Genomic DNA, 25,387 nt, shown 5'->3' with positions numbered 1-25,387 from the left:
GCCTCCTGAAAAAGTGGCGCAGTGTACCAGAGGCGGGTCAGCCGACCACGCGTCGCGGCTGCCCGGCGAAGTAGGCCTGGGCGTTCTCGGCCAGCTGGCCGACGATGCGCTGGCGCGACTCCACCGCGCCCCAGGCACTGTGCGGGGTGATGATCAGGCGGGGGATGTCCGCCGCCAGCAGCGGGTTGCCGTTGACCGGCGGTTCGACGCTCAGCACATCGGTAGCTGCGCCACCCAGGTGGCCGCTGCGCAGGGCGTCGGCCAGGGCCTGTTCGTCGATCAGCCCGCCGCGGGCGGTGTTGACCACCAGCGCGTCGGGCTTGAGCAGCGCCAGCTCACGGGCACCGATCATGTGCCGGGTCTGCTCGTTGAGCGGGCAGTGCAGGGTCAGGGCATCGACCTGTGGCAGCAATTCGTGCAGTGGCAGGCGATCGGCCCGGGGTGGCCGGCCGGGGATCTGCCCGCTCAGCACGCGCATGCCGAAGGCCTCGGCCAGGCGCGCCACCGCGCCGCCCAGTTCGCCATGGCCGAGCAGGCCGAGGGTCTTGCCCTCCAGCTCGACGATGGGGAAATCCAGCAGGCAGAACTGGTTGGCCTTGGCCCATTGCCCGGCCTTCACCGCTTGCTCGTAGTCGCACAGGCGCGTGGCCAGGGCCAGCAGCAGGGCCAGGGTGTGCTGGGCCACCGACGGCGTGCCGTAGCCCTGGCAGTTGCTTACGGTGACGCCCTGGGCGCGGGCGGCGGCCAGGTCGACATTGTTGGTGCCGGTGGCGGCCACCAGGATCAGCTTGAGTTGCGGGTTGGCGGCCAGCGTGGCGGCATCGAGCATCACTTTGTTGCTGATGACGGCCACGGCACCTTGCAGGCGTTCGGCGACCTGCTCCGGGCGGGTCGTGGCATGCAGTTGCAGCGTGTCGAACTGGGCATGCAAGGGCGAAAGGTCGAGGTCACCCAGGTCCAGTGACTGGTGATCGAGAAACACGGCGCGACGTGGGCTGGACATCAGGGGCTCCGGTGGCAGGGCAGGATGGGCTCGGCGCAGTGTCCGGCCCGGCGCCGCCGCTCGTCAACGGTAGCGCCTGCGCTCATACCCGCACGGCACAAATCATTCCTTCGGCTGATTTGACCGCTGCGTCACCGAACTACAGTTGTTGCCTGAACTGTCCTGCCCGCTTTGAAGAAAAGGGATACCCATGTTGCAGACACGCATCATCAAGCCCGCCGAGGGCGCCTACCAGTACCCACTGTTGATCAAGCGCCTGCTGATGTCCGGCAGCCGCTACGAAAAGACCCGCGAGATCGTCTACCGCGACCAGATCCGCCTCACTTACCCGCAGTTGAACGAGCGTATCGCCCGCCTGGCCAACGTATTGACCGAGGCTGGCGTGAAGGCCGGCGACACCGTGGCGGTGATGGACTGGGACAGCCACCGCTACCTGGAATGCATGTTCGCCATCCCGATGATCGGCGCCGTGGTGCACACCATCAACGTGCGCCTGTCGCCGGAGCAGATCCTCTACACCATGAACCACGCCGAAGACCGCTTCGTGCTGGTCAACAGTGATTTCATCGGCCTCTACCAGGCCATCGCCGGGCAGCTGACCACGGTGCAAGGTACCGTGTTGCTGACCGACGGGCCGGACAAGTCTGCCGACCTGCCGGGCTTGCAAGGCGAGTACGAGCAACTGCTGGCAGCGGCGAGCCCGCATTATGACTTCCCCGATTTCGATGAAAACTCGGTGGCTACCACCTTCTACACCACCGGCACCACGGGCAACCCCAAGGGCGTCTACTTCACCCATCGCCAGCTGGTGCTGCATACCTTGGCCGAAACCTCGGTCCTCGGCAGCCTCGACAGCGTGAGGCTGCTGAGCAGCAACGATGTCTACATGCCGATCACGCCGATGTTCCATGTGCATGCCTGGGGCATCCCCTACGCGGCGACCATGATGGGCATCAAGCAGGTCTACCCCGGGCGTTATGAGCCGGACATGCTGATCAGGCTGTGGCGTGAGGAGAAAGTGACCTTCTCCCATTGCGTGCCGACCATCCTGCAGATGCTGCTCAACTGTCCGTCGGCAGCCGGCCAGGATTTCGGTGGCTGGAAGATCATCATCGGCGGCAGCGCGCTCAACCGCGCCCTGTACCAGGCCGCACTGGCCCGTGGTATCCAGCTCACCGCCGCCTACGGCATGTCCGAAACCTGCCCGCTGATCAGCGCCGCGCACCTGAATGACGAGTTGCAGGCCGGCAGCGAGGATGAGCGTACCAGCTACCGGATCAAGGCTGGCGTGCCGGTGCCGTTGGTCGAAGCCGCCATCGTCGATGGCAATGGCAATTTCCTGCCCGCCGATGGCGAAACCCAGGGCGAGCTGGTGCTGCGCGCGCCCTGGCTGACCATGGGCTACTTCCGCGAGCCGGAGAAGGGCGAGGAACTCTGGCAGGGTGGCTGGCTGCACACCGGCGATGTCGCCACGCTCGATGGCATGGGCTTCATCGATATTCGCGACCGCATCAAGGATGTGATCAAGACCGGTGGCGAATGGATCTCGTCGCTCGACCTGGAAGACCTGATCAGTCGCCACCCTGCGGTGCGCGAGGTCGCGGTGGTCGGGGTGCCCGATCCGCAATGGGGCGAGCGCCCGTTCGCGTTGCTGGTGGTGCGCGAGGGGCAGAGTATCGATGCACGTGCGCTCAAGGAGCACCTCAAGCCTTTCGTCGAGCAGGGGCACATCAACAAGTGGGCGATTCCCAGCCAGATCGCCCTTGTTACTGAAATTCCCAAGACCAGCGTCGGCAAGCTGGACAAGAAGCGCATCCGCGTGGACATCAGCCAGTGGCAGGCCAGTAACAGCGCTTTCCTTTCCACTCTGTAACCCAGGCGCGGGTCGTGCTTCTTTCAGCGCGACCCCGCAGACTAGACAGTATGCCGCCTTGTCAAACAGCAGAATTGAGCCATGCTTGAGCACTGCCAGCGCGCAGGCCGGCCGATCGGGGTGGGCCGCAAGCAGGACGCGCAAATCACACTTTAGAGGGATCAAGCACCTGTGACCGCTGGCTATAGTCGGGTCAGGGGATTTTCAGGAATGGGGGAGGGCGCCGCACGGCAACGCGCGGCGTCACGGGCAGGAGCCTGCTTCACCAGGCGCTCGAGCCGTTTCTGAAAGGACTCACTGCCATAACAAAAAAGTACATGGAGTAGCGTCGATGACATCTGCAAACCCGTTCTGGCGCCGGGCGAAACTGCCCCTGGCCGTCAGCCTCGCTTCCACGCTCGCAAGTCCTGCTTTCGCGGTCAGCTTCAACATCGGTGAAATCGAAGGCCAGTTCGACTCGTCGCTCTCCGTTGGCGCCAGCTGGTCGACAGCCAACCCCAACAAGAACCTCATCGGGGCCAACAACGGCGGCAGGGGGCTGTCGCAGACCTCCGACGATGGCCACCTGAACTTCAAGAAAGGCGAGACGTTCTCGAAGATCTTCAAGGGCATCCACGACCTGGAGCTCAAGTACGGCGACACGGGCGTATTCGTCCGCGGCAAGTACTGGTACGACTTCGAGCTCAAGGATGAAAACCGCCAGTTCAAGGACATCAGCGATTCGAACCGCAAGGAGGGCGCCAAGTCCTCGGGCGCGGAACTGCTCGACGCCTTCGTCTACCACAACTACAGCATCGGCGACCTGCCGGGCAACGTGCGCTTGGGCAAGCAGGTGGTGAGCTGGGGTGAGAGTACCTTCATCGGCGGCGGTATCAACGCCATCAACCCCATCGATGTCTCGGCGTTCCGTCGCCCTGGCGCGGAGATCAAGGAAGGCCTGATCCCCGTCAACATGTTCTACGTGTCGCAGAGCGTGACTGACAACCTCACCGCAGAGGGCTTCTACCAGATCGAGTGGGACCAGACCGTCGTCGACAACTGCGGGACCTTCTTCTCCCAGCCTGACGTGATCGCCGACGGCTGCAACAACAACCTGGCGGTGTTGGCCAAGCAGGCCAACGTCGCTAACAGCCTTGCTGCACGGATCGGCCCGTTTGCCGGGCCTGCCATGAACGCATTGACCGGGCAGGGCGTGTCCTGGGGCTCGCCGGACGAAGGCGTGATCGTGCGCCGCGGCCCCGACCGTGATGCCCGTGACAGCGGCCAGTTCGGTGTGGCCTTGCGCTACATGTACGAGCCTCTGAATACCGAGTTCGGTGGCTACTTCATGAACTACCACAGCCGGGCGCCAATCTTCAGCGGCCGCGGCGCCGCCGCCGGCTTCTACAACCCGGCCAACCTGGCTGGGGCACTGGTCAGGGCAGGTGTTCCGGGGGCCGCCGCCACCAACCCGGCGCTGCTCCAGGCCCTGATGCCGTTGTACGTGGCGGGTAACTCCAGCTACTACGTCGAGTACCCGGAAGACATCCGCCTCTACGGCCTGAGCTTCTCCACCACCTTGCCCACCGGCACGGCCTGGAGCGGTGAGATCAGCTACCGGCCGAATGCGCCGGTGCAGTTGAACACCACCGACATCCTCTATTCAGGGCTGACGCCGCTGGACCCCAATGCATCCGTCCTCAAGGGCACGCCTAACACTGACCAGCCTGGCTATCGCCGCAAGGAAATCACCCAGCTGCAAACCACGTTCACCCACTTCTTCGACCAAGTCATGGGCGCCGAGCGTCTGACCATGGTCGGCGAGGTAGGCTGGACTCACGTCGGTGGCCTGGAAAGCACCTCCAAGGCCCGCTATGGCCGCGACCCGGTCTACGGCCCTGGCCCGCTGCCCAACGGCCGCTGCCAGAGCCTCAACGCCACGACGCTGGCGGGTGTCGAGCAGAACAACCTGTCGCGCTATTGCGAAAACGACGGTTTCACTACCTCCGACTCCTGGGGTTATCGCGTTCGCGCCATCTGGGACTACAACAACGTCTTCGCCGGTGTGAACCTGCGCCCGAGCGTGGCCTGGTCCCACGACGTCGACGGCTACTCCCCGGGCCCTGGCGGCAACTTCGAGGAAGGGCGCAAGGCCATCAGCCTGGGCCTGGACGCCGAGTACCAGAACACCTACACGGCGAGCCTGTCGTACACCAACTTCTTCGATGGCAAGTACACCACCGTGGATGACCGCGACTTCGTCGCGCTCAGCTTCGGCGTGAACTTCTAAGAACATTGATCCAGGACGACAAAGAATGAAAATGACCACACGTCTGCTGCAAGCCGGTGTACTGGGCATGTCCCTGCTGGCAACCAGCGTCATGGCTGCGGTTTCCGCTGACGAGGCCGCCAAGCTGGGCGCGTCGCTCACCCCGATGGGCGCCGAGAAGGCCGGTAACGCCGATGGTTCCATCGGCCCGTGGGAGCCGCTGTCCAAGAGCGCCGGCAGTGCCGACGCCAAGGGCTTCCTCTCCGACCCTTACGCCAGCGAAAAACCGCTGTTCACCATCACCGCGCAGAACGTCGACCAGTACAAGGACAAGCTTTCGCCTGGCCAGGTGGCGATGTTCAAGCGTTACCCGGATAGCTACAAGATTCCGGTGTACAAGACCCACCGCGGCTCCACGGTGCCGGACGATGTCTTCGCCGCCATCAAGGAAAACGCCAGCAAGACCACCCTGGTCGCCGGTGGCAACGGCCTGGAGAACTTCAAGACCGCCGTGCCGTTCCCGATTCCCAAGGACGGCCTGGAGGTGATCTGGAACCACATCACCCGCTACCGTGGCGGCAGCGTGACCCGCCTGGTCACCCAGGCCACCCCGCAGCAGAACGGCTCCTACAGTCTGGTGTACTTCCAGGACCAGTTCGTCTTCCGCGACAAGATGAAGGACTACGATCCGGCCAACCCCGGCAACATCCTGTTCTACTTCAAGCAGGAAGTGACCGCTCCGGCCCGTCTGGCCGGGACCGTGCTGCTGGTCCACGAAACCCTCGACCAGGTCAAGGAACCGCGCAAGGCCTGGATCTACAACGCCGGCCAGCGCCGTGTGCGCCAGGCGCCGCAAGTGTCGTACGACGGCCCGGGTACCGCCGCCGACGGCCTGCGCACCTCCGACAACCTGGACATGTACAACGGCGCGCCAGACCGTTACGACTGGAAGCTCGAAGGCAAGAAGGAGATGTACATCGCCTCCAACGCCTACAAGCTGGACGATCCGAAGCTCAAGTACAGCGACATCATCAAGGCCGGGCATATCAACCAGGACCTGTCGCGTTACGAGCTGCGTCGTGTCTGGCACGTGGTCGCCACGCTCAAGCCGGGCCAGCGCCATATCTATGCCAAGCGTGACTTCTATATCGACGAGGACACCTGGCAGGCCGCGGTGATCGACCAGTATGACGGCCGCAACCAGCTGTGGCGTGTTTCCGAGGCTCACGCCCAGCCGTACTACAACGTGCAGGTGCCGTGGTACACCCTGGAAGCCATCTACGACCTGCAATCGGGCCGCTACCTGGCGCTGGGCATGAAGAACGAAGAGAAAAGTGCCTACAACTTCGGCTTCAGCGCCAGCAAGGCTGAGTTCCAGCCGGCAGCGCTGCGTCAGTCAGGTGTCCGTTGAACCGTTAAACGCAAACTCCGTTTGATCTCCCAGAACGCCCCGGCTTGCCGGGGCGTTTCTGTTCCAGAGGTGTCCGCCGGTCAGCATTGTTTCTTTTTGTTGTAGTCTTTTTCGCTCGATGCGTTTCCATCATCTTCAAATGCGCCGCGTTTGCCGCTAGTCTCGCAACCATCCGTACTGCCGCATTACTCCAATCAGAACGAGCCGGCCATGACAGATTTGTCCCGTACGCATGGAGTCGCCAGCCAGGCCCTGGGCCTGCTGGACGGGCGTTTCTTCCGTCCACCCCTGCCGGAGGCCCACGTCCCCCGAGCTCGCTTGTGCCAGCGCTTGCAAGGCGGGCTGGGCGGGCGTCTGCTGTTGGTGAACGCACCGGCCGGGTTCGGCAAGAGCTCGCTCGCCATCGAGTTCTGCCAGGAGTTGCCCGGCCATTGGCGCAGCCTCTGGCTAGGGTTGAGCCAGCGCGATGCTGACCCGGGCCGCTTTCTCGAGCGCCTGCTCGAAGGGCTGCAGCAGTTCTGCCCGGCGCTCGGCGGGCAGGCCATGGGCCTGTTGAAGATGCGCCAGCGTCATCAGCCCTTCGCCTTCGAGGAATGGCTCGATGGGCTGCTCGATGAGCTCGCGCTCTATCTGCAGCCGGATACACCCCTGCTGCTGGTCCTGGATGACTACCATCTGGCCCAGGGCCCGGTGCTCGATCGATGTTTGCAGTTCTTCCTCAATCACCTGCCTGCCGGGCTGGTCCTGCTGGTCACCAGCCGTCAGCGGCCCGACTGGCACCTGGCACGCCTGCGCTTGTCGCGCCAGCTGGTCGAGCTCAACGAGCAGGACTTGCGCCTGACTGCCGATGAAGCGTTGGCGGTGATTGGTCGCCAGCCCACCGGCCTGCGTGGTCAGGCCCTGGACAACCTGATCCAGCGCAGCGACGGCTGGGTGGCCGGGCTGCGCTTCTGGCAGCTGGCGGCCAGCGAATCCGGCGATGACAACGCCTTGCCCCAGGCACTGCATGGCGGCGAGGGACTGATTCGCGACTACCTGCTCGAGGAAGTGATCGAGATACTGCCGGCGCCCGTGCAGGCGTTTCTCTACGACACCGCCTGCCAGGAGCGTTTCTGCGCCGAACTGTGTGATGCCCTGCGCGAGCGGCACGACAGTGCCGAGATCCTGCGTTACCTGCAGGCCCACCAGGTGTTCCTGGTGCCGCTGGATGAGCATGGCCTGTGGTTCCGCTATCACCATCTGTTTTCCGATCTGTTGCGCAGCCGGCAGGCCAGTGGCCCCCAGGCGGGGTTGCACTTGCGTGCCTGCCGCTGGTTCGAGGGGCAGGGCCTGCTGGACGAAGCGGTGGAGCAGGCCCTGCGGGCCGGCCACCTGGATGTGGCGGCGGACCTGGTGCAAAGCCTGTCGGAGGAGCAACTGCTCGCCGAGCAGAATGTGGGCATGCTGCTGCGCTGGAAAATGGATTTGCCCGACAGCCTGCTGATCAGTACGCCCAGGTTGATTGTCCTGTACAGCTGGGCCCTGGGGCTTGCCTGCCAGTTGGACGCCGCCGAGGAACTGGCGGCCTACCTGAGCCGTTTCCTGCCCGCGCCTTCGGCCACGGCGCAAAAATCGATGCTCGCCCAGTGGCTGGCCTTGAGCGGGGTCATCGCCCGCGGCCGTGGTGATCGCGAGCGAACCCTCGCCTACTGTGGCGAGGCGCTGCAGAGCTTGCCGAGCAAACGTTATGGGCAGCGCTTGGTGTGCCTGTCGACCTTGTCGAACCTGGCCATCGCCGATGGCGATTTCTGGCGCGCGCGGGGCTGGAACCGAGAGGCGCTCGAGCTGGCGCAACGGGTCGGCAACCCGCTGTTCGAGGCACTGGCCCATTACGACCGGGCGCGGGTGCTGCACGCTCGAGGCGAGATATTGCGGGCACTGGATGAAGTGCGTCAGGGGCTGCAACGGTTGCAGGGCCTGTCGGGGCAACGCCTGTATGCGGTGCGCGCCCGCCTCACCTTGTACGAGGGCTACCTGTTGGCCACCCGCCTGCACTGTGCCCCGGGCCGTGCGCGTTTGCGCGCTGGGCTCAGCGAGGCGCGGAGCTGTCGCGATATCAGTGTCCTGATCGGGCACTGTGTGATCGCTTCGCTCGATGGGCGCGAAGGGCGGTTCGCCGAGGCATTCTCCGAGCTGGCCGAGGCCGAGCGGCTGATGCATATCTGGGATGTGCCGCCGATCTTCTACCTGGCCATGATTACCCTGGTGAAATGCGAGCTCTGGTTGGCCCAGGGCCGTACGGACCTGGCGGAGTCGTGGCTGTTGCGCCTGGGGCAGACCTATGGTGGCGAGCAGCCTGCCGCCGCGCCGGAGTTCCACCCCTTGTTGCCGCTGCATATCGAGTTGCAGCAAGCGTTGCTGGAGCGGGTGCTGGCCCGTGTCGACGATGCCGAAGCGAGGCTGCACAGGCTGATCGAGCGCGGGCAGGCCAGCGCTGGCATGACGCTGATGGTCAGCGCGCAATGCCAGTTGATCGCGTTGCTGTTGGCCCAGGGGCGTGAACCCGAGGCGGCCAAGTTGCTTGCGCAGGCACTGGAGGCCGCGCAGGGCGGTGCCTTGCAGGCATTCCAGCGCTTGATCGAGGAGCAGCCACAATGGCTGCGTGAGCAGTTGGCCGGCCGTGCCGCCTGCCCCGTGCAGCGCGATCTGCTGACGTACCTGCCGCAATCCCTCGTTGCCAGTACCTGCACCACCGAGGCCCTGAGCAGCCGCGAGTTCGCCGTGCTCGAACTTATCGCCCAGGGTTGCTCGAACCAGCAGATCAGCGAGCGGCTGTTCATTTCCCTGCATACGGTCAAGACCCACGCCAGTCATATCAACAGCAAGCTGGGTGTGGAGCGGCGTACCCAGGCGGTGGCCAGGGCCAAGTCCCTCGGGTTGCTAGTCTAGTGGTTCGCGGCAGGGGCGGCCGTTAAGATAGCGGCACCAGGCTATCGCCGTTGCGGGCTCATCTTTCCCGATCTTCTGCCGATAAACATTTCGGCGGCATGCATCGCCACTTCCCCACATCTTTCAATACAGGTCGTGTTGATGCTGCAGTACGGGCAAAAAAGCTTTCTGATCGTCGACGACTTTACCGACTTCCGCACCTCGACCCGCTCGATGCTTCGCGAGCTGGGCGTACGCGACGTGGACACCGCCGACAGTGGCGAACAGGCGCTGCGCATGTGCGGGCAGAAACGCTACGACTTCATCCTCCAGGATTTCCACCTGGGCGATGGCAAGAAGAATGGCCAGCAGGTGCTCGAGGACCTGATTCTCGACAAGCTCATCAGCCATGAATGCGTGTTCATCATGGTCACCGCCGAGAGCAGCCAGGCCATCGTGCTCAGCGCTATCGAGCACGAACCCGACGCCTACCTGACCAAGCCCTTCAACCGCGTGGGCCTGGCCCAGCGTCTGGAGAAACTGACCCAGCGCAAGACCTTGCTCAAGCCCATCCTCCAGGCCCTGGACCGCAGCCGCCCGGCCGAGGTGCTCGCCGCCTGCGCCGAGCTGTGCAAGAAAGACCCGCGGTTCGCCCCGTTGTGCCTGCGCTATCGCGCCGATGCCTTGCGCGACCTCAATCGTTTCGACGAGCTGGAGAAGTTCCTCAAGAACATCCTGGCCAGCCGCCCGCAGCCCTGGGCCTACGCGGCGCTCGGCAGCCTGTTGCACAAGCGTGGCCAGAACGCCCAGGCCCAGGGCGTCTACGAGCAGGCCCTCAAGGCCTTCCCGATCATGCCCAACCTGTACGATGGCATGGCCGACGTGCTGGTGGCCCAGGGCGAAACCAAGCGCGCCCAGCACATGCTCGAGGAGGCTGTGCGCCTGTCGCCGCTCGCCGTGCGCCGCCAGGCCGCGCTGGGCAAGCTGGCGCTGGACAACGCCGACTTCGAAAGCGCGTCCAAGGCCTATCGCCATGCGGTCAACCAAGGGCAGAGCTCGCGCTACAAGGACGCCGAAAGCAATCTCGGCCTGGTCCAGGCGCTGATGAGCAAGAACACCGGCAACGGTCTCGATGCGCGCACCCGGGTGGAAATCAACACCGTGCTCAGTGAGGTGGCCAAGGAGAACGTCGAGGACCAGGGCCTGCAGGTGCGTGCCCGCTTGATGAAGGCTGCCAGCCTGCAGCAGGCCGGTGACCCGGACACCGCCGCCAAGCTCACCGAGCAGGCCATGCTGCGCCTGGAAAAGATGGATCAGTTCTTCTCCGTCGAGGCGGCGCTGACGGTGGCCAAGCAATTGCAGCAACTTGGTCAGGACGCGGCGGGCACCTCTATCCTCAAGGGCTGCGTGGAAACCTACGGGGACGACCCCAAGGTCATGCAGAGCGTCGCCAAACTCACCGACGACCCGCTGGTGCTGGGGGCGGTGACCGAAGCCGTGGACCTCAATCGCCAGGGCGTGCGCAGCTACCAGGGTGGCCAGCTCAACGAGGCGCTGGGCATGTTCCGCAAGGCGCTGTCGCTGCAGCCGAAGAACATCAGCATCGCCCTGAACACCGCCCAGGCGCTGCTGCGCATCGGCGGCGAGACGCCACCGCCGGCGTTGATGCAGGAGTGCCGCGACTGTCTTACCAGCGTGGCCGGCATTCCCGCCAGCGACAGCCGCTACGACCGTTACCGCAAACTGCACATCCGGGTCTTTGGCGCATGAACCAGGACAACCAGGGGCTGGATTTTTCCACGGTGATCGCCTCCACCGTGCACGATCTGAAGAACTCCCTCTCGGCGCTGACCCACGCCCACAGCCAATGGCTGGCGCGCCTGCCCGAAGAGCTGCGCGGCGGTACCGAGCAGGGCGTGGTGGAGCACGAACTCAGCCACCTGAATGGCATGCTGGTGCAGTTGCTTGGGCTGTACAAGCTGGGCGTCAACCAGTTGCCCATCTGCCCGGACTACCACGAGCTGGACGACTTCATCGAGGCCCAGCTGGCGGCCCAGGAAGACGTGATCAAGCATCGCGACATCCTCGCCACCTGGCGCATCGAGACCGAAAGCCCGTTGGGTTTCTTCGACCGTGAACTGGTCGCCTCGGTGGTGGCCAATGTCCTTACCAACGCCATCCGCTATGCCGGCCACGCCTTGTTGATCAGCATCGAGGAAGAGGGCGAGCAGCTGGTGATCAGCGTCAACGACGACGGCGCCGGTTATCCACAGCGCATGCTCGAACGCCAGCATGACTACGTGCAGGGCATCGATTCGCAGAGTGGCAGTACTGGATTGGGGCTGTATTTCGCGGCGCGGATTGCCGCGTTGCACGAGCGCAATGGCGTGCGCGGGCGGATCGAGATCGCCAATGGCGGGACGCTGGGGGGCGGGTTGTTCCGGTTGTATCTGCCTTGATTTGGTGAGAGGCAAGCTGGACCATGGTCATATTTGCTCTCTCTATCGACTGTACCGAGTTCCAGAACGATGAACCCATTGCCCGTTAGCCTCATCCGCGAAACCTTCCCCGTCGGCCCCTTGCAGTGCAACTGCACCTTGATCGGTGACCCGGTCAGCAAGCACGCCATCGTCGTCGACCCGGGCGGGGACGAGCAGAAGATCCTCGCCCGCCTGCAGCACCATGGCCTGACCCTGGTGAGCATCATCCACACTCACGCGCACTTCGACCATTTCCTCGCCTCGGGCAGGCTCAAGGAGCTGACCGGCGCCACGCTGCACCTGCACAAGGCCGACCAGCCGCTGTGGGAAAACCTGGAAATGCAGTGCCAGATGTTCGGCGTGCCCTATACGCCGGTACCGTCGCCGGACCGCTGGCTGAGCGACGACGAGGCGCTGGCCTGCGGCTGCGGCGTGGCGTTGCACACCCCCGGGCACACGCCGGGCTCGATGAGTTTCTGGTTCGCCGAGCACAAGTTGCTGATCGCCGGCGATACCTTGTTCCGCCGTGGTGTCGGGCGCACCGATTTGTGGGGAGGCGATCAGCGGGCTATCGTTCGTTCCATCAAGGAACGGCTGTACCGCCTGGATGAGGACGCCATCGTGGTGACCGGCCATGGCCCGGACACCCGCCTCGGCGACGAGATGCGCGAGAACCCCTTCGTGCGCGCCTGAGGTTTCATGGAATTTTTCCGCTGCGCTGCAATCCAAGGCTGGCATAGATCCGTAGTCGATCCGCTGCACTTTCGAATTTCAGTAGGAGCTTGTCCATGTTCACCATGCGTCGTCTGATTATCGTCGCTACCGCCGCCGCGCTGATGTCTGGTTGTGCCAGCCCCAACCCGTATGACAGCCAGGGCCAGGCGCAGGGCTCCACAGGGATGAGCAAGACCGCCAAATATGGTGGCCTGGGCGCGCTGGCCGGTGCCATCGCCGGTGCCGCCATCGACCACAACAACCGTGGCAAGGGGGCGTTGATCGGCGCCGCCGCGGTCGGTGCCGCCGCTGCCGGTTACGGCTACTATGCCGACAAGCAGGAAGCCGAGCTGCGGGCGCAGATGGCCAATACCGGCGTCGAAGTGCAGCGCCAGGGTGACCAGATCAAACTGATCATGCCGGGCAACATCACCTTCGCCACCGATTCGGCGAACATTGCCCCAAGCTTCTACTCGCCGCTGAACAACCTGGCCAACTCGTTCAAGCAGTTCAACCAGAACACCATCGAAGTGGTGGGCTTCACCGACAGCACCGGCAGCCGCCAGCACAACATGGACCTGTCGCAGCGCCGCGCCCAGGCGGTCAGCACCTACCTGACCTCCCAGGGCGTGGACTCGTCACGGGTCAGCGTGCGTGGCATGGGCCCGGACCAGCCGATCGCCAGCAACGCCGACGCCAACGGCCGTGCGCAGAACCGTCGGGTCGAGGTCAACCTGAAGCCGATCCCGGGCCAGCAGTATGACCAGCAAGGGACCGTGCAGCAGTATCCGTAAGCGCCGGATTGGCGATGCCGGGGATGAGCGCCAGCCCCGGCAACCGCGCTAGATCGCCGGGCACTGGTTGGTCACGCAGTGAATCCCGCCCCCTCCCGCCGCAATGGCGTCGATGTCCAATTGCACCACCTTGCGCCCTGGGTACAGCTTCACCAACAACGCCCGCGCCTGCTCATCGGCACTGCGGTCCCCGAACTGTGGTGCGATCACCGCTCCATTGATCACGAAGTAATTGATATACCCCGCCGCGAAATCCGAATTGCCCTCGCTGAACTTGCTGCGCCTTGGTTTTAAGGGCGGCGACATTGTGTGTACCTGTAGCTTGCGCCCATCGGCATCGGTGGCGTTGCGCAGGATCTCGAGGTGCTTGAGTGTCACCTCGTGGTCGTAGGAGGCCGGATCGTTGTCCAGGTTCGCCACCACCACGCCGGGCGCGGCAAAGCGGGCATAGAAGTCCACGTGGGCATCAGTGATGTCCTTGCCCTTGATGCCCGGCAGCCAGATGATCTTGCGCAGCCCCAGCCGCTCCTTCAGTTCCGCCTCGACCTGGACCTTGCTCCAGCTGGGGTTGCGGTTGCTGTTGATCCAGCTGCTCTCGGTCATGATCCCGGTGCCATGGCCGTCCACTTCGATACCGCCGCCTTCGCCCACCAGCTCGCTGCGCTGGTACTGGGCGCCACCCAACTTTGCAACACGGGCCGCGAGCTTGGCGTCATGGCGGTGTTGCTGCTTGCCGCCCCAGCCATTGAAGTTGAAGTCCACGGCACCCAGGGTGCCATCGTCATCGACCACGAAGTTGGCGCCGATGTCGCGCATCCAGATGTCGTCCAGCTCGGTCTCGACGTAGGTGATGTTGTGGCTGCCGCATTCCTCCTCGGCAATGTCGCGTTCGCTGGCGCGGCAGAACACTGTCACCGGCTGGTAGGCAGCGATGGCGCGGGCGATGCGCCCGAGGGCGGCCTGGACGTCTTCGGTGAAGTCTTCCCAGATGGCGTCCTGGGCGCCGAAGGCGATGTAGGCGCGCTGGTGCGGCTCACCCTCGTCGGGCATGAACCAGCGGCCTGCTTCGCTGGCGCGGGCGCTGCCGCTGCCGAAGGGCAGGCCGAAGCCGGCGGCGGCACCGAGGCCGGCGACGACGCTCATGTGTTGGAGGAAAGTGCGGCGAGTGGGCATGGGGTCAGTCCTGTGCGGTCTTGAAACGGGTCCAGACGCGCATGCGCGCACGCATGTCGGCCTGGGGGATGTCCTTGCCCGGGATCAAGCGGGTGAAGGTGGCATCGCTGAGGTAGATGTCCGGGTTGTCACGCAGGCGCGCGTCCACCTGCGACCGGGCCTTGGCACTGGCAGTGGGGTAGCCGGTGAAGTTGCTGATCGCGGCCATGTTCTCCGGGCGCATGACGAAGTTGATGAAACGATAGGCGTACTCCGGGTGCTTGGCATCGGCGGGGATGGCCATGGTGTCCATCCACACCGTGGTGCCTTCGCGAGGCACGCGGTACTGGAAGTCGATGGCCTTGCCCGCGGCTTCGGCGGTGCGCTGGGCCTGGATCACGTCGCCGCTGTAGCCCAGCGACAGGCAGGTGTTGCCATTGACCAGCTCGGTGACCGGTTGCGACTGCAGCTTGCGCACGTACGGGCGGATGCCCTTGAGCAGCTCGCTGGCGGCGGCCAGGTCTTCACGTTTGGCGCTGCGCGGCTCGCGGCCCAGGTAGTGAAGCACCACGGCCAGCACTTCGTCGGGCGAGTCGATCATCGAGATGCCACAGTCGGCGAACTTGGCCGCCAGCTCCGGCTTGAACAGCAGGTCGAGGCTGTCGAGCGGGGCGTCGGGCATGCGCTCGCGGATCTTCTTCGCGTCCATGGTCAGGCCGATGGTGCCCCAGGTGTAGGGCACGGTGGCTTGGCTGGCCTTGGGGTAGCGGTCGTGCAATTGGCGCAGGCCGGGCTCGATATCATCGAGTGCGGTCAGCTGCTTGCGATCCAGTGTCCGCAGGCTGCCGGCGCGCATCAGCCGTTCGGCCACGGTGTCGCCAGGGAAGACCAGGTCGTAGCCGCTGCGCCCGGACATCAACTTGGCCTCGAGCACCTCGCTGCCATCCATGACGTCGTAGATCACCGGGATGCTGGTTTCGGCGGTAAAGCGCTTGAGGGTGTCCTCGGCAAAATAGTCGGCCCAGTTATACAGGCGCAGGGCGTCCTGTTCGGCCTGGGCAACACCGGCGCAGGCCAGCAGGGCAGCGATGGCGAGCAGTTTCGATGGACGGCTTGGCATGGTTCAGGCCCTCGCGGTCTGTGGGGTACGGCCGTCAAGGGTCAGCAGCGGCGCATACATGTCGGGGCGGCGGTCACGGTAGATGCCCCAGCTCAGGCGGTCTTCGCGCATGCGCGCCAGGTCCAGGTCGTGCAGCCAGACGCCGCTGCTGTCGCGGTCGGCCTCTTGCAGCATCGCGCCCTTGTGGTCGCAGATGAACGACGAGCCGTAGAAGCGCATGCTCAGGCTGTCGTCGCTGCGCGCCACCTCATGGCCGACGCGGTTGGCGGCCACCACTGGCAGCAGGTTGGCGGCGGCATGGCCACGCATGGCCATCTGCCAATGGTCGCGTGAATCCAGTTCGGCGGCGCCAGGCTCCGAGCCGATGGCAGTGGGGAACAGCAGCACTTCGGCACCCATCAGCGCCAGGCAGCGGGCGGTCTCGGGGAACCACTGGTCCCAGCAGATGCCGATGCCCAGGCGACCGAAGGCGGTGTCCCAGACCTTGAAGCCGGTGTCACCGGGGCTGAAGTATTCCTTTTCCTGGTAGCCGATGGCGTTGGGAATGTGGGTCTTGCGGTACACGCCCAGCAGGCGCCCGTCGGCATCGGCCACGGTCAGCGAGTTGAAGAAGGCGTTGCCGGCCCGTTCATACCAGCTGAGCGGTAGGACCACGCCCAGTTCCTTGGCCAGCGCGGCGAAGCGCTTGAGCAGCGGGCTGTCGTGGTAGTCCTGGGCCAGGGCCTGGTGGCTGTGGCACTGCTCGATGCAGAAGTACGGGGTGGCGAACAGCTCCTGCAACAGGATCACCTGGGCACCCTTGGCAGCGGCCTGGCGCACCAGTCGTTCGGCGTGGTCGAGGTTGGCGGGCAGGTCCCAGCTGCAGGCCATCTGCGTGGTGGCGATGCGCAGCGTGCTCATGGGCGCGCTCCCTGCCAGGCCGGCTGCTGCTGGGTGATGCAGTGGATGCCGCCACCGCCGTGGGCGATATGGTCGATGCGCACCGGTACCACTTCGCGACCGGGGAAGGCCAGGGCCAGTTGCTGCGCGGCGGCCTGGTCGGCGTCGATGCCATAGGCCGGCATGATCACCGCGCCGTTGGCCAGGTAGAAGTTGGTGTACGAGGCGCAGAACACTTCGGCTTCGGTGTCCACGGCCGCGGTGGCCTCGAACAGGTCGAGCAGTTCGAACGAACGGCCCTGGGCGTCCGTGGCCAGTTCCAGCGCGCGGCGGTTTTCGCGGGCCACTTCGGCATACACCGAGCCCTGGTCGTGGGTGGCGTCGACCAGCAGTACGCCAGGACGGGCGAAGGCGCACACGCCATCGACATGGCCGTCGGTCATGTCGCCGGTGACGTACTGCGGGTCGCCCGGCAGCCAGATGGTCTTGCGGATGCCCAGCAGGCGGGCGAAGCAATCCTCGAAGTCGTCCTTGCTCAGGCCCGGGTTGCGGTTGGGGTTGAGCAGCACCGATTCGGTGGTGATCAGGGTGCCTTCGCCGTCCACATGGATGGCGCCGCCTTCGTTGCACAGCGAAGTGCTCAGGCCTTCCAGGCCAAGGTGGTCGAGGATGCGCCGGGCCAGGCTGCGGTCCTTGCCGTGCTCGGACTTGCCGCCCCAGGCGTTGAAGCGCCAGCTCAGGCCCGCCACGCCGTGTTGCGGGTGGGTCAGGAAGGTCGGGCCGCTGTCGCGGCACCAGCTGTCGTCCACGGCCAGCTCGACCAGCTCGATACCGGCGCCGCACAGTTCGCGGGCGATGGCCATGGCCGACGGATCGACCACCATCTTCACCGGCTCGAAGCGGGCGATGGCGGCGGCCACCCGGGCGTAGTCGCGCTGCACGTCGGCCAGGGTCACGCCCCAGCCCGACTCCCACAGCGGTTGGTTGTGCGGCCAGATCATCCAGGTGGCGGCGTGGCGGGCCCATTCGGCGGGCATGCGCCAGCCGCTGTCGAGGGACAGGGTCATAGTGAACTCCGATCTATTAGGGATTGTTATCAACGAAGCCCGCCGTCGCGGGTGTTGTCGTCCATGTTATGACTGGGAATCCGGGGCGACAAACGATAGATTTAGCGTACTTCTGATCAGTCAGGCTTATCAGCATGCTCAAGCATTGGCCCCCGCTCAACGCCCTGCGCGGCTTCGAAGCCGCTGCCCGGCTGGGCAGCTTCCACAAGGCCGCCGAGGCCCTGAACCTCACCCAGTCGGCAATCAGCCAGCAGATCCGCAGCCTGGAGGGCTACCTGGAACAGCCGCTGTTCCACCGCAGTGGCCGTAGCGTCAGCCTGACCGACGCCGGGCACGATCTGCTCAGCACCACTCAGGCCTTGTTGCAACAACTGGCGGTGGGCATCCGCCGCCTGGAGCAGTACCGCAAGCCCAACCAACTGGTGGTCAACACCACCCCGGCGTTCGCCCGGCACTGGTTGCTGCCGCGCCTGGCGGACTTCCACCAACGCTGCCCGGAAGTGGACCTGTGGCTGTTCACCAGCTTCGAGGTGCCGGACATGGCCAGCGAGACCATCGACCTGGCGATCCGCGACGATATCGGGCCGCAGGCTGAATGCAGCTTCACTGTGCTACACCAGGACACGCTGTATCCGGCCTGTCACCCGACGTTGCCCGAGACCGGGCGCACGACCTTGCACGGTGAGCGCGAGATGGACTGGAGTCACTGGCAGCTGGAGGGCGGCGAGGAGGTGGGGCAGCAGGGCAAGGGGCTGAATTTCTCTGACCCGGGGCTGCTGCTGGAGGCGGCGGGCGAGGGGCTGGGGATTGCCTTGGTCAGCCAGTTGCTGGCGCAGCGGATGGTCGATGAGGGGCGCTTGCGGCCCTTGTCTGAGCAGCGTGTGCGCGGACCCGTGTGGAGCTGCCTGGTGCATTGGGAAAGCCAGGAGGATCCGTTGGCGCGGCAGTTCCTGGGATGGTTGAAGGCGGCGCTGGCGCAGGTATAGCGTTTGTCAGAGCCGCTGCGATTTTTCATTGCTCCGATCACCCCGTAATATGTGTCGGATGACTTGCGAGGGTAGTCTCACCCTCTAGATCAAACGGCAGCACCCCGAATCCGGGCGCTGCCCCAGCCTAAACCTGACGAGGTACAGACATTGGCCATCATTCATCCCAAGGTTCGCGGTTTCATCTGCACCACGACTCACCCCAAGGGCTGCGAGCTCAACGTCCGTGACCAGATCGAAGCCACCCGCAAGCTGGGCGTGCGCGAGGATGGTCCGAAGAAAGTCCTGGTGATCGGTGCCTCCAGCGGCTACGGCCTGGCTGCCCGCATCACCGCGGCGTTCGGCTTCAAGGCCGACACCCTGGGCGTGTTCTTCGAAAAGCCGGGCACCGAGACCAAGGCCGGCACCGCCGGCTGGTACAACGCCGCCGCCTTCGACAAGTTCGCCAAGGCCGAAGGCCTGTACAGCAAGTCGATCAACGGTGATGCCTTCTCCGACGAAGCCCGCGCCAAGGTCATCGAGCTGATCAAGAACGAAATGGGCGGCCAGGTCGACCTGGTCATCTACTCCCTGGCCTCGCCGGTGCGCAAGCTGCCGCAGACCGGTGAAGTGATCCGCTCGGCCCTGAAGCCGATCGGCCAGCCGTACAAGTCGACCGCCATCGACACCAACAAGGACACCATCATCGAGGCCAGCATCGAGCCGGCCACCGAGCAGGAAATCGCCGATACCGTCACCGTGATGGGTGGCCAGGACTGGGAACTGTGGATCGACGCCCTGAATGCCGCCGGTGTTCTGGCGCCACAGGCCCGTACCGTGGCCTTCAGCTACATCGGCTCCGACATCACCTGGCCGATCTACTGGGACGGCGCGCTGGGCAAGGCCAAACAGGACCTGGACGAAACTGCCCAGCGCCTGGGCAACAAAGTCGGTGGCAGTGCCAACGTTGCGGTGCTGAAGTCGGTAGTTACCCAGGCCAGCTCGGCGATCCCGGTGATGCCGCTGTACCTGTCGATGGTGTTCAAGATCATGCAGGAGAAGGGTATCCACGAAGGTACCCAGCACCAGCTGGACCGCATGTTCCGTGACCGCATGTACCGCGCCGATGGCGCCCCGGCGGCGCTGGACGAGAAGGGCCGTCTGCGTCTGGACGACTGGGAGCTGCGTGATGACGTGCAGAACGCCTGCCGTGAGATGTGGCCTAAAGTGACCACCGAGAACCTGTTCGAGCTGACCGACTACGCCGGTTACAAGAAGCAGTTCCTCAACCTGTTCGGCTTCGAGCGCGCTGACGTCAACTACGACGAAGACGTGGCCACCGACGTACGGTTCGACTGCGTCGAGCTGTAAGCAAGTCCTTGACCGCGCAGCCGTTCATGACGGCTGCGCGGTTCCCGCCGACGACTTGTTAATATTCTGAAACAAATCCCTCGCTGGCCCTTTGCCATGGCCACCCTCTGCCTGATCTATACCCCAGCTATTGGCCTGGCAATTTCGCTGGCGCCGAGGAGGGAGCAATGGGCGTACTGCAAAAACTACAAGAACGCATCCGCCAGAAGGGCCTCAAGCGCACCTTCAAGACTTTTTTCGAGCGCTACGTGTTTTTCCATTGGGAACTGCTGTGGATGGAGCGCGACCTGATCAGTCCGGTGCCGCCGCACAGCCTCAAGGCGCATGCGCCGGTCACCCTGGTGCAGATCACCACGGCCAATGCCGATGCCTTTGCCCGACATTTCGGCGACCGTGTCGAGACCATGCGCGAGCTGGCCGCCGAGGGCCATACCGGGCACATGTACCTGGATGAGCAGGGCGATGCCGTGGCATTCATCTGGGCCAGCGTGGTGGATTACCACGACAAGCATTACTACGGTTGCACCTTCCCGGTGAAACCCGGCGAGTTCTTCGAGTTCGGCGGCGAGATGACCCGGCCGTACTTTGGCAGCGAGTTGTCGGTGACAGCCCAGGTCGAGCTGTGGAACACCATGCGCGAGAAGGGCTGCCACAAGGTGGTGGACGTGGTGGAGACCCACAACGTGCCAGCAATGAAACTGCACCTGCGCATGGGCTACCACGAGCAGGGCCGGGTGATGCATGTGTACGGCCTGTTCGGTCGCTGGAAGCTGTTCCGCGAAACCCGCTACCACGGCTCGCGCCTGGCGGTGCTGCGCAAGCCGGGCGTGGCGCGGGCGCTGCCCACTACCTGAGGGCACAGGACCTGTAGGAGCGGCTTCAGCCGCGATGAAGCCAACGTGGTGTATGGCACCAGCTTCGCTGGTGATCGCGGCTGAAGCCGCTCCTACAAGGAACTTGAGCTGTTCGGGAATTTTTTTGCTAGCGTTGGCGCACGACAACAGCCCGTCCGCCAGCATGGCGCGACGCCGCAGGGAGCGCGCCATGAGCAGCCTTACCCAACCCGCCTGTGCCTTTCGTCATGTCGCCGCCGACGGCTATGGCCTCGGCGGATTTCGCTGGCGCCACGCCGAGCCCGACCCCCTGCGTCCCCTGGTGATCATCAACGCCGCCACCTCGGTACGTTGCCGCTACTACTCGCGTTTCGCCGACTACCTGTTCGCCCAGGGCTTTGACGTGCTCACCTACGATTATCGCGGCATCGGCGAGTCGCGCCCGGCCACGCTGCGCGGTTTCCAGGCGTCCTGGAGCGATTGGGGCCGGCTGGACTTCGAGGCGATGTTGCAACTGGCCGCCGCCGAGCATCCGGGCCAGCCGATGCATGTGGTCGGCCACAGCTTCGGCGGCTGGGCGCTCGGGCTGGCGCCGTCGGCGGGGCAGGTGCGCCATGCGCTGCTGGTGGGCGCGCAGTTCGCCTACTGGCGCGACTATGCGCCGGAGCAGCGTTGGCAGCTGTTCGGCAAATGGCACGTGGTGATGCCGCTGTTGACCCGGATGTTCGGCTATTTTCCCGGCAAACGCCTGGGCTGGCTGGAGGATACCCCGGCCGGCGTGGTGCGCGATTGGGTTGCCCGTACGCCGCGTTATGAGCAGCGGCCCAGTGGGCGTCTACTGTCGGCTACGCCATTTGCCCAGGTACAGGCGGCGACCCTGGCCATCAGCCTGACTGACGATCCGTTCGGCACGGTGGCGGCCACTGAACGATTGTTGGGGTACCTGCAAACGGGCGAGCGGCGGCATCTGCGGGTGGCGCCTGTGGATATCTCGGTCGGGGAGATCGGGCACTTCGCGTTCTTTCACGATCGGTTTCGTGAAAGTCTGTGGCCGATTGCGCTGGAGTGGTTGCAGAAGGGGCGCCTTGAGGCTGGAACACCAGGCCGGTTCATCAGTTGATGTCCGGTTGGGGCCACACAGCGGCCCCATCTGCTATCAGCCCAGGCGCGCAAGTGGCTGGGCGGTGAACTTCACCCCGGCCAGCCCATGCTTGATCAGCGCACGGATATTGCCATGGTCGCTGCCCTCGGGCGTGGCGACCACGCTGCGGTAGTGCTCACCGAAGGCCAGCAGTGCCTCTTGGTCGCTCAACCCTTCGAGCTGCGCCAGGCCCAGGGTCTTGCACGAACCTTCGTTCTGCCCGGCGGCGTTGTGCACGTCGCCATTGTCGAAGGCCTGGGGCTGGTAGCTGTAGTTCGCGGCGATGAAGGCCAGGGTGTCGGCAAAAACGTGTTCGCCGCTGGCTAGGCTGCTGCGCAGGGTATTCAGGTCAGTCACGCGGTTTTCCTTGTTCGAACGCCGCTTTCTGCTCGGCGCTGGCTTCGTTCTGGTATTGGGCTTTCCATTCGGCATAGGGCATGCCGTATACCTGCTCACGGGCATCGTCCAGGCTCAGCTCGATCTGGCGATCATCGGCGGCGGCCTTGAGCCACTTGGACAGGCAGTTGCGGCAGAAGCCGGAAAGGTTCATCAGGTCGATGTTCTGCACGTCGGTACGTTTTTGCAGGTGGTCGACCAGGCGCCGGAACGCGGCGGCTTCGAGTTCGAGCTGTTGTTGCGGGGTCATGGGCGATCTCTTCAGGTCATGCGGTTCTTCAGATGGCGGCCACCGTTGATGACCACCTGGCTGCCGGTGCTGTACTGGCTTTGCAGCAGGAACAGCACGGCGTCGATCAGTGGGCGGGCGCCGGGTTCGAATTCGAGCAGTGCCTTTTTCAGGGTCTGCTCGCGGTACTGCTCGTCGCCGCCTTCCTTGAGGATCAGCAGGCCAGGCAGGATACCGTTGACCCGCACCTTGGGCGCGTACTTTTCGGCGAACGACAGCACCATGTTCTGCAGCGCGGCCTTGGTCGCGGCATAGCCGATGTGGCTCTTGCTGCCGCGCGAGGAGGTCTCGTCGCAGATGTGGATGATGTCGGCCTTGTCCACCTTGTTCAGCAGCTCGCCGAGGGCGACGTTGAGGTGGTAGGGCGCCTCGACGTGCAGGCGGAACATGGTGTCGAGGTTGTCCAGGCCATCGTCGAGCCAAAGCGAGGCGTTATGGATGATCGCACGCAGGCCGTCGTACTCACGTTGCAGGTACTCGATCAGGGCCTGGCGGTCTTCGCTGCGGGTCAGGTCGGCCTGGAACTGCCGGATGTTCGGGTGGGCAGCCTGCCCCTGCAAGGTGCGGCTGGCGCTGACCACCGAATGGCCGGCCTGGGCCAGCTCCATGGCCAGGGCCAGGCCGACGCGCTGGCTGGCGCCGGTGATGAGGATTGGGCTGTTCATGTTCGGGCGGTCTGTTCGTCTGTCCGTGCGTGATGCCCCAGCATACCCGAACTGCGCGGCCTTGCGAGCCCGTGCCTCAGCGGCTGCGCAGCCCCTGGGAGCGCGCGGTGGCGGCGCGTGGCGTGGCGTTGAGCCAGCCGGCCAGCAACCGGGTGGACAGCGGGATGAACAGGTACACCATCAATGGCGTCAGGGCCAGGGTACTGAGCAGCACCCGAGGCACCAGGTCGAGCGGCGCCAGCCAGTGGCCGAACAGCAGGTTGAACAGTAGCGAAACCGGAAAAAACGCCAGCCAGATGGCCGTTGCCTGCTTCCAGCGTGGTGGTTTTTGCACTGTATTGGTGCCGAACCAGTCGTCGATACCGCTCACGCGCCTCTCTTTGGGGCGCTCGAACAGGCCGTTGCCGCGTTCCAGCCAGGCCCTGCGCGAGGCGGAATGCTCCCAGGCGTGCATGGTCTGTTCGCTGGCGAAGCGGAAGATGATCTGGAATTCGTCACCCTCGCTCGGCGGGGCGAGGATGCCCGAGCCCAGGTAGCCGGGAAAGTCGGTGGCCAACTGCTCGCCTTCGTGCAGCCAGGCCAGCAGGTCCTGGTAGCGGCCGCAGGCGGCGCGGCGCGACACCATCAAGGTGACGGGTGGGGTAGACATCGTGTATCTCCTGACGACGGGGCTGGCGGGTAGCCGGCCCCTGGCTTGCGGCCCGGGGTGATGGGCGGCGCAGGCGGGCTTGCAAGAATCGGGCACGGATTATCGCCGATCAATCATGACCGGTCAGTTTCAATGGCTGGACGGTCGTCAGAAGGTGTTGGGTGCCTGGGCGTGCAGCTCGGGGTGGGCCTTGCGGTGGGCCTGGAGGATGTACTCGCGCAGGCGCTCGACCTCTTCGGCCGGAGTGTGGGTCAGGTCGTAGGCGGCGAGGCGCGGGCCGATGCGCCGGCGCAATGCGCCGTGCAGGCCGATCGGCGGGATGTCCTCGGCGGCAAAGCGCAGGTTGAATTGCGCAGGGGCTTCAGCCCCACCGCGTACTTCCAGCAGCACACCTTTGAAGGAAATGTCGCGTACCCACAGGTCGCTGGCCTGGCCGTGATCGTCCAGCAACGCGGTCGGCTGCTGCAACGAAAGGCGCCAGGGCCTCAGCATGGGGCCGTCCTCGTAGATGTCCGGCGAGCCCAGTTGCAGGTGCAGGGCGTGGAATTCATCCTCGACCAGTTGCAGGGGGAAGCTCAATTGCTGGTTGTTGAAGCTGGCCTGCAGCGTTACTTGCTCGTTGGCCACCAGGCGGGTGAGCAGGTCCTTGAGACGACGGTCGCCATTGACCAGCAGGCTCGACATGGGGTCGGCCAGGTTCAGTTGGGGCGAATGCTGCATGTCCTGGATGAAATCCAGTTCGTCCTGGGAGAGTAGGGCGTCTGCTTGCATGGTCTGACTCGAAGGGGCGATCGGTAACGGCGATTTCTTCACGGCGGTGGACAGTGGTCAATCCGCTTCGTTCCGGTCATTCGTCGGATAATCCTGAAGCCTGTGACTTTAGCCGGAGGCGGCCTTTTGCCACTGTCGAGTGCTAGTATCCTACGTTTTCACTCAGTTTCGGAATCCTCACCCGATGAAAGTCGCCATTATTTCCGGTTCGGTGTACGGCACCGCCGACGAAGTCGCCCGCCACGCCGAGTCGCTGCTCAAGGCCGCCGGCCTTGAAGCCTGGCACGCGGCACGCGCCACCCTGCAGGACATTGAGGGCTTTGGCCCCGACGCGTTGCTGGCGGTGACCTCGACCACCGGCATGGGCGAGCTGCCCGATAGCCTGATGCCGCTGTACAGCACGATCCGCGATGTGCTGCCGGCGGCCTGGCGCGGCTTGCCAGGGGCGGTGATCGGCCTGGGCGATTCCAGCTACGGCGATACCTATTGTGGCGGCGGCGAGCAGATGCGCGAGTTGTTTGCCGAGCTGGGGGTGAACGAAGTGCTGCCGATGCTGCGACTCGATGCCAGTGAGACCGTGACACCAGAGGCCGATGCCGAGCCGTGGCTGGCGGAGTTTGCGGCTGTGCTGAAAGGCTGATATTGCCTGGGCCGGCCCC

At 64.7% G+C, this 25,387-nt stretch carries 23 protein-coding genes; 13 read left to right on the top strand and 10 right to left on the bottom strand.

All coding sequences use genetic code 11. The annotated features are described in order from the left end of the window. Positions 1-37: 37 nt before the first annotated feature. Entirely contained in the window at positions 38-1,003 is a 966-nt protein-coding gene (locus AAHK21_RS09610) for a 2-hydroxyacid dehydrogenase (protein WP_367857107.1), read from the bottom strand. Between the two features lie 190 nt (positions 1,004-1,193). On the opposite strand from AAHK21_RS09610, the gene AAHK21_RS09605 reads away from it, so the two are divergent. From AAHK21_RS09605 to AAHK21_RS09570, 8 genes are all read left to right on the top strand, one after another. Then, a complete protein-coding gene (locus AAHK21_RS09605) occupies positions 1,194-2,876 on the top strand; it encodes a fatty acid--CoA ligase (protein WP_367857106.1) in 1,683 nt (560 codons plus the stop codon). Between the two features lie 331 nt (positions 2,877-3,207). Beyond that, complete coding sequence (locus AAHK21_RS09600; protein WP_367857105.1) at positions 3,208-5,145, top strand: DUF1302 domain-containing protein; 1,938 nt, start codon at positions 3,208-3,210, stop codon at positions 5,143-5,145. Positions 5,146-5,170: 25 nt separating this feature from the next. Then, entirely contained in the window at positions 5,171-6,535 is a 1,365-nt protein-coding gene (locus AAHK21_RS09595) for a DUF1329 domain-containing protein (protein ID WP_367857104.1), read from the top strand. 210 nt (positions 6,536-6,745) lie between these two features. Next, complete coding sequence (locus tag AAHK21_RS09590) at positions 6,746-9,463, top strand: LuxR C-terminal-related transcriptional regulator (protein ID WP_367857103.1); 2,718 nt, start codon at positions 6,746-6,748, stop codon at positions 9,461-9,463. Positions 9,464-9,604: 141 nt separating this feature from the next. Next, complete coding sequence (locus AAHK21_RS09585; protein WP_038707358.1) at positions 9,605-11,212, top strand: tetratricopeptide repeat-containing response regulator; 1,608 nt, start codon at positions 9,605-9,607, stop codon at positions 11,210-11,212. Further along, positions 11,209-11,901 (top strand): sensor histidine kinase KdpD, encoded by a 693-nt coding sequence (locus AAHK21_RS09580; protein ID WP_023631285.1) that lies wholly within the window; start codon positions 11,209-11,211, stop codon positions 11,899-11,901. Before AAHK21_RS09585 ends, AAHK21_RS09580 begins: the two co-directional genes overlap by 4 nt. 69 nt (positions 11,902-11,970) lie before the next feature. Further along, entirely contained in the window at positions 11,971-12,615 is a 645-nt protein-coding gene (locus AAHK21_RS09575) for an MBL fold metallo-hydrolase (RefSeq protein WP_046857107.1), read from the top strand. A 95-nt stretch (positions 12,616-12,710) separates the two neighbouring features. Further along, positions 12,711-13,430, top strand: a complete 720-nt coding sequence (locus tag AAHK21_RS09570) for an OmpA family protein (protein ID WP_023631281.1) — start codon at positions 12,711-12,713, stop codon at positions 13,428-13,430. A 48-nt stretch (positions 13,431-13,478) separates the two neighbouring features. Here AAHK21_RS09570 and AAHK21_RS09565 read toward each other — a convergent pair whose 3' ends face one another. Genes AAHK21_RS09565 through AAHK21_RS09550 form a run of 4 tightly spaced genes read right to left on the bottom strand, consistent with a single transcriptional unit; the run spans position 13,479 to position 17,648 of the window. Further along, positions 13,479-14,603, bottom strand: a complete 1,125-nt coding sequence (locus AAHK21_RS09565; protein ID WP_367857102.1) for an agmatine/peptidylarginine deiminase — start codon at positions 14,601-14,603, stop codon at positions 13,479-13,481. 4 nt (positions 14,604-14,607) lie between these two features. Next, positions 14,608-15,702 (bottom strand): extracellular solute-binding protein, encoded by a 1,095-nt coding sequence (locus AAHK21_RS09560; RefSeq protein WP_367857101.1) that lies wholly within the window; start codon positions 15,700-15,702, stop codon positions 14,608-14,610. Between the two features lie 3 nt (positions 15,703-15,705). Then, positions 15,706-16,602, bottom strand: a complete 897-nt coding sequence (gene aguB, locus AAHK21_RS09555; RefSeq protein ID WP_367857100.1) for an N-carbamoylputrescine amidase — start codon at positions 16,600-16,602, stop codon at positions 15,706-15,708. After that, positions 16,599-17,648: an agmatine/peptidylarginine deiminase gene (locus AAHK21_RS09550; protein WP_367857099.1), complete on the bottom strand. Its 1,050-nt coding sequence runs from the start codon at positions 17,646-17,648 to the stop codon at positions 16,599-16,601. The genes aguB and AAHK21_RS09550 overlap by 4 nt, the downstream gene beginning before the upstream one ends. A gap of 134 nt (positions 17,649-17,782) precedes the next feature. Here AAHK21_RS09550 and AAHK21_RS09545 point away from each other — a divergent pair, with 134 nt between their 5' ends. From AAHK21_RS09545 to AAHK21_RS09530, 4 genes are all read left to right on the top strand, one after another. Continuing rightward, a complete protein-coding gene (locus AAHK21_RS09545; RefSeq protein ID WP_367857098.1) occupies positions 17,783-18,634 on the top strand; it encodes a LysR substrate-binding domain-containing protein in 852 nt (283 codons plus the stop codon). 150 nt (positions 18,635-18,784) lie between these two features. Beyond that, positions 18,785-19,984 (top strand): enoyl-ACP reductase FabV, encoded by a 1,200-nt coding sequence (fabV, locus tag AAHK21_RS09540; protein ID WP_367857097.1) that lies wholly within the window; start codon positions 18,785-18,787, stop codon positions 19,982-19,984. 167 nt (positions 19,985-20,151) lie between these two features. Next, on the top strand, positions 20,152-20,838 hold the full coding sequence (locus tag AAHK21_RS09535) for a GNAT family N-acetyltransferase (protein WP_277502929.1): 687 nt from the start codon (positions 20,152-20,154) through the stop codon (positions 20,836-20,838). A 190-nt stretch (positions 20,839-21,028) separates the two neighbouring features. Continuing rightward, positions 21,029-21,937 carry an alpha/beta fold hydrolase gene (locus AAHK21_RS09530; protein WP_367857096.1) on the top strand — a complete coding sequence of 303 codons (909 nt, stop codon included), beginning with the start codon at positions 21,029-21,031 and terminating at the stop codon, positions 21,935-21,937. A gap of 36 nt (positions 21,938-21,973) precedes the next feature. Here AAHK21_RS09530 and AAHK21_RS09525 read toward each other — a convergent pair whose 3' ends face one another. The 5 genes from AAHK21_RS09525 to AAHK21_RS09505 form a co-directional block, all read right to left on the bottom strand. Beyond that, on the bottom strand, positions 21,974-22,315 hold the full coding sequence (locus AAHK21_RS09525; RefSeq protein ID WP_367857095.1) for a HopJ type III effector protein: 342 nt from the start codon (positions 22,313-22,315) through the stop codon (positions 21,974-21,976). Then, positions 22,308-22,604, bottom strand: a complete 297-nt coding sequence (locus AAHK21_RS09520) for a DUF1244 domain-containing protein (protein WP_102682537.1) — start codon at positions 22,602-22,604, stop codon at positions 22,308-22,310. The genes AAHK21_RS09525 and AAHK21_RS09520 overlap by 8 nt, the downstream gene beginning before the upstream one ends. 11 nt (positions 22,605-22,615) lie before the next feature. Continuing rightward, complete coding sequence (folM, locus tag AAHK21_RS09515) at positions 22,616-23,308, bottom strand: dihydromonapterin reductase (RefSeq protein WP_367857094.1); 693 nt, start codon at positions 23,306-23,308, stop codon at positions 22,616-22,618. A gap of 76 nt (positions 23,309-23,384) precedes the next feature. Further along, the gene (locus AAHK21_RS09510) at positions 23,385-23,957 is read right to left on the bottom strand and encodes an antibiotic biosynthesis monooxygenase (RefSeq protein ID WP_367857093.1); all 573 of its coding nucleotides are present in this window, start codon (positions 23,955-23,957) and stop codon (positions 23,385-23,387) included. A 147-nt stretch (positions 23,958-24,104) separates the two neighbouring features. Further along, a complete protein-coding gene (locus tag AAHK21_RS09505; protein ID WP_046857096.1) occupies positions 24,105-24,728 on the bottom strand; it encodes a hypothetical protein in 624 nt (207 codons plus the stop codon). A 184-nt stretch (positions 24,729-24,912) separates the two neighbouring features. Here AAHK21_RS09505 and AAHK21_RS09500 point away from each other — a divergent pair, with 184 nt between their 5' ends. Beyond that, a complete protein-coding gene (locus tag AAHK21_RS09500) occupies positions 24,913-25,368 on the top strand; it encodes a flavodoxin (protein ID WP_046857095.1) in 456 nt (151 codons plus the stop codon). Positions 25,369-25,387 lie beyond the last annotated feature (19 nt).

Origin of the sequence: Pseudomonas sp. TE50-2 (assembly GCF_040813665.1) — a bacterium.
GTDB classification, from domain to species: Bacteria; Pseudomonadota; Gammaproteobacteria; order Pseudomonadales; family Pseudomonadaceae; genus Aquipseudomonas; species Aquipseudomonas soli.
The sequence above is the reverse complement of the archived record's forward strand: the minus strand, read 5'-3'. Positions and strand labels throughout refer to the sequence as shown.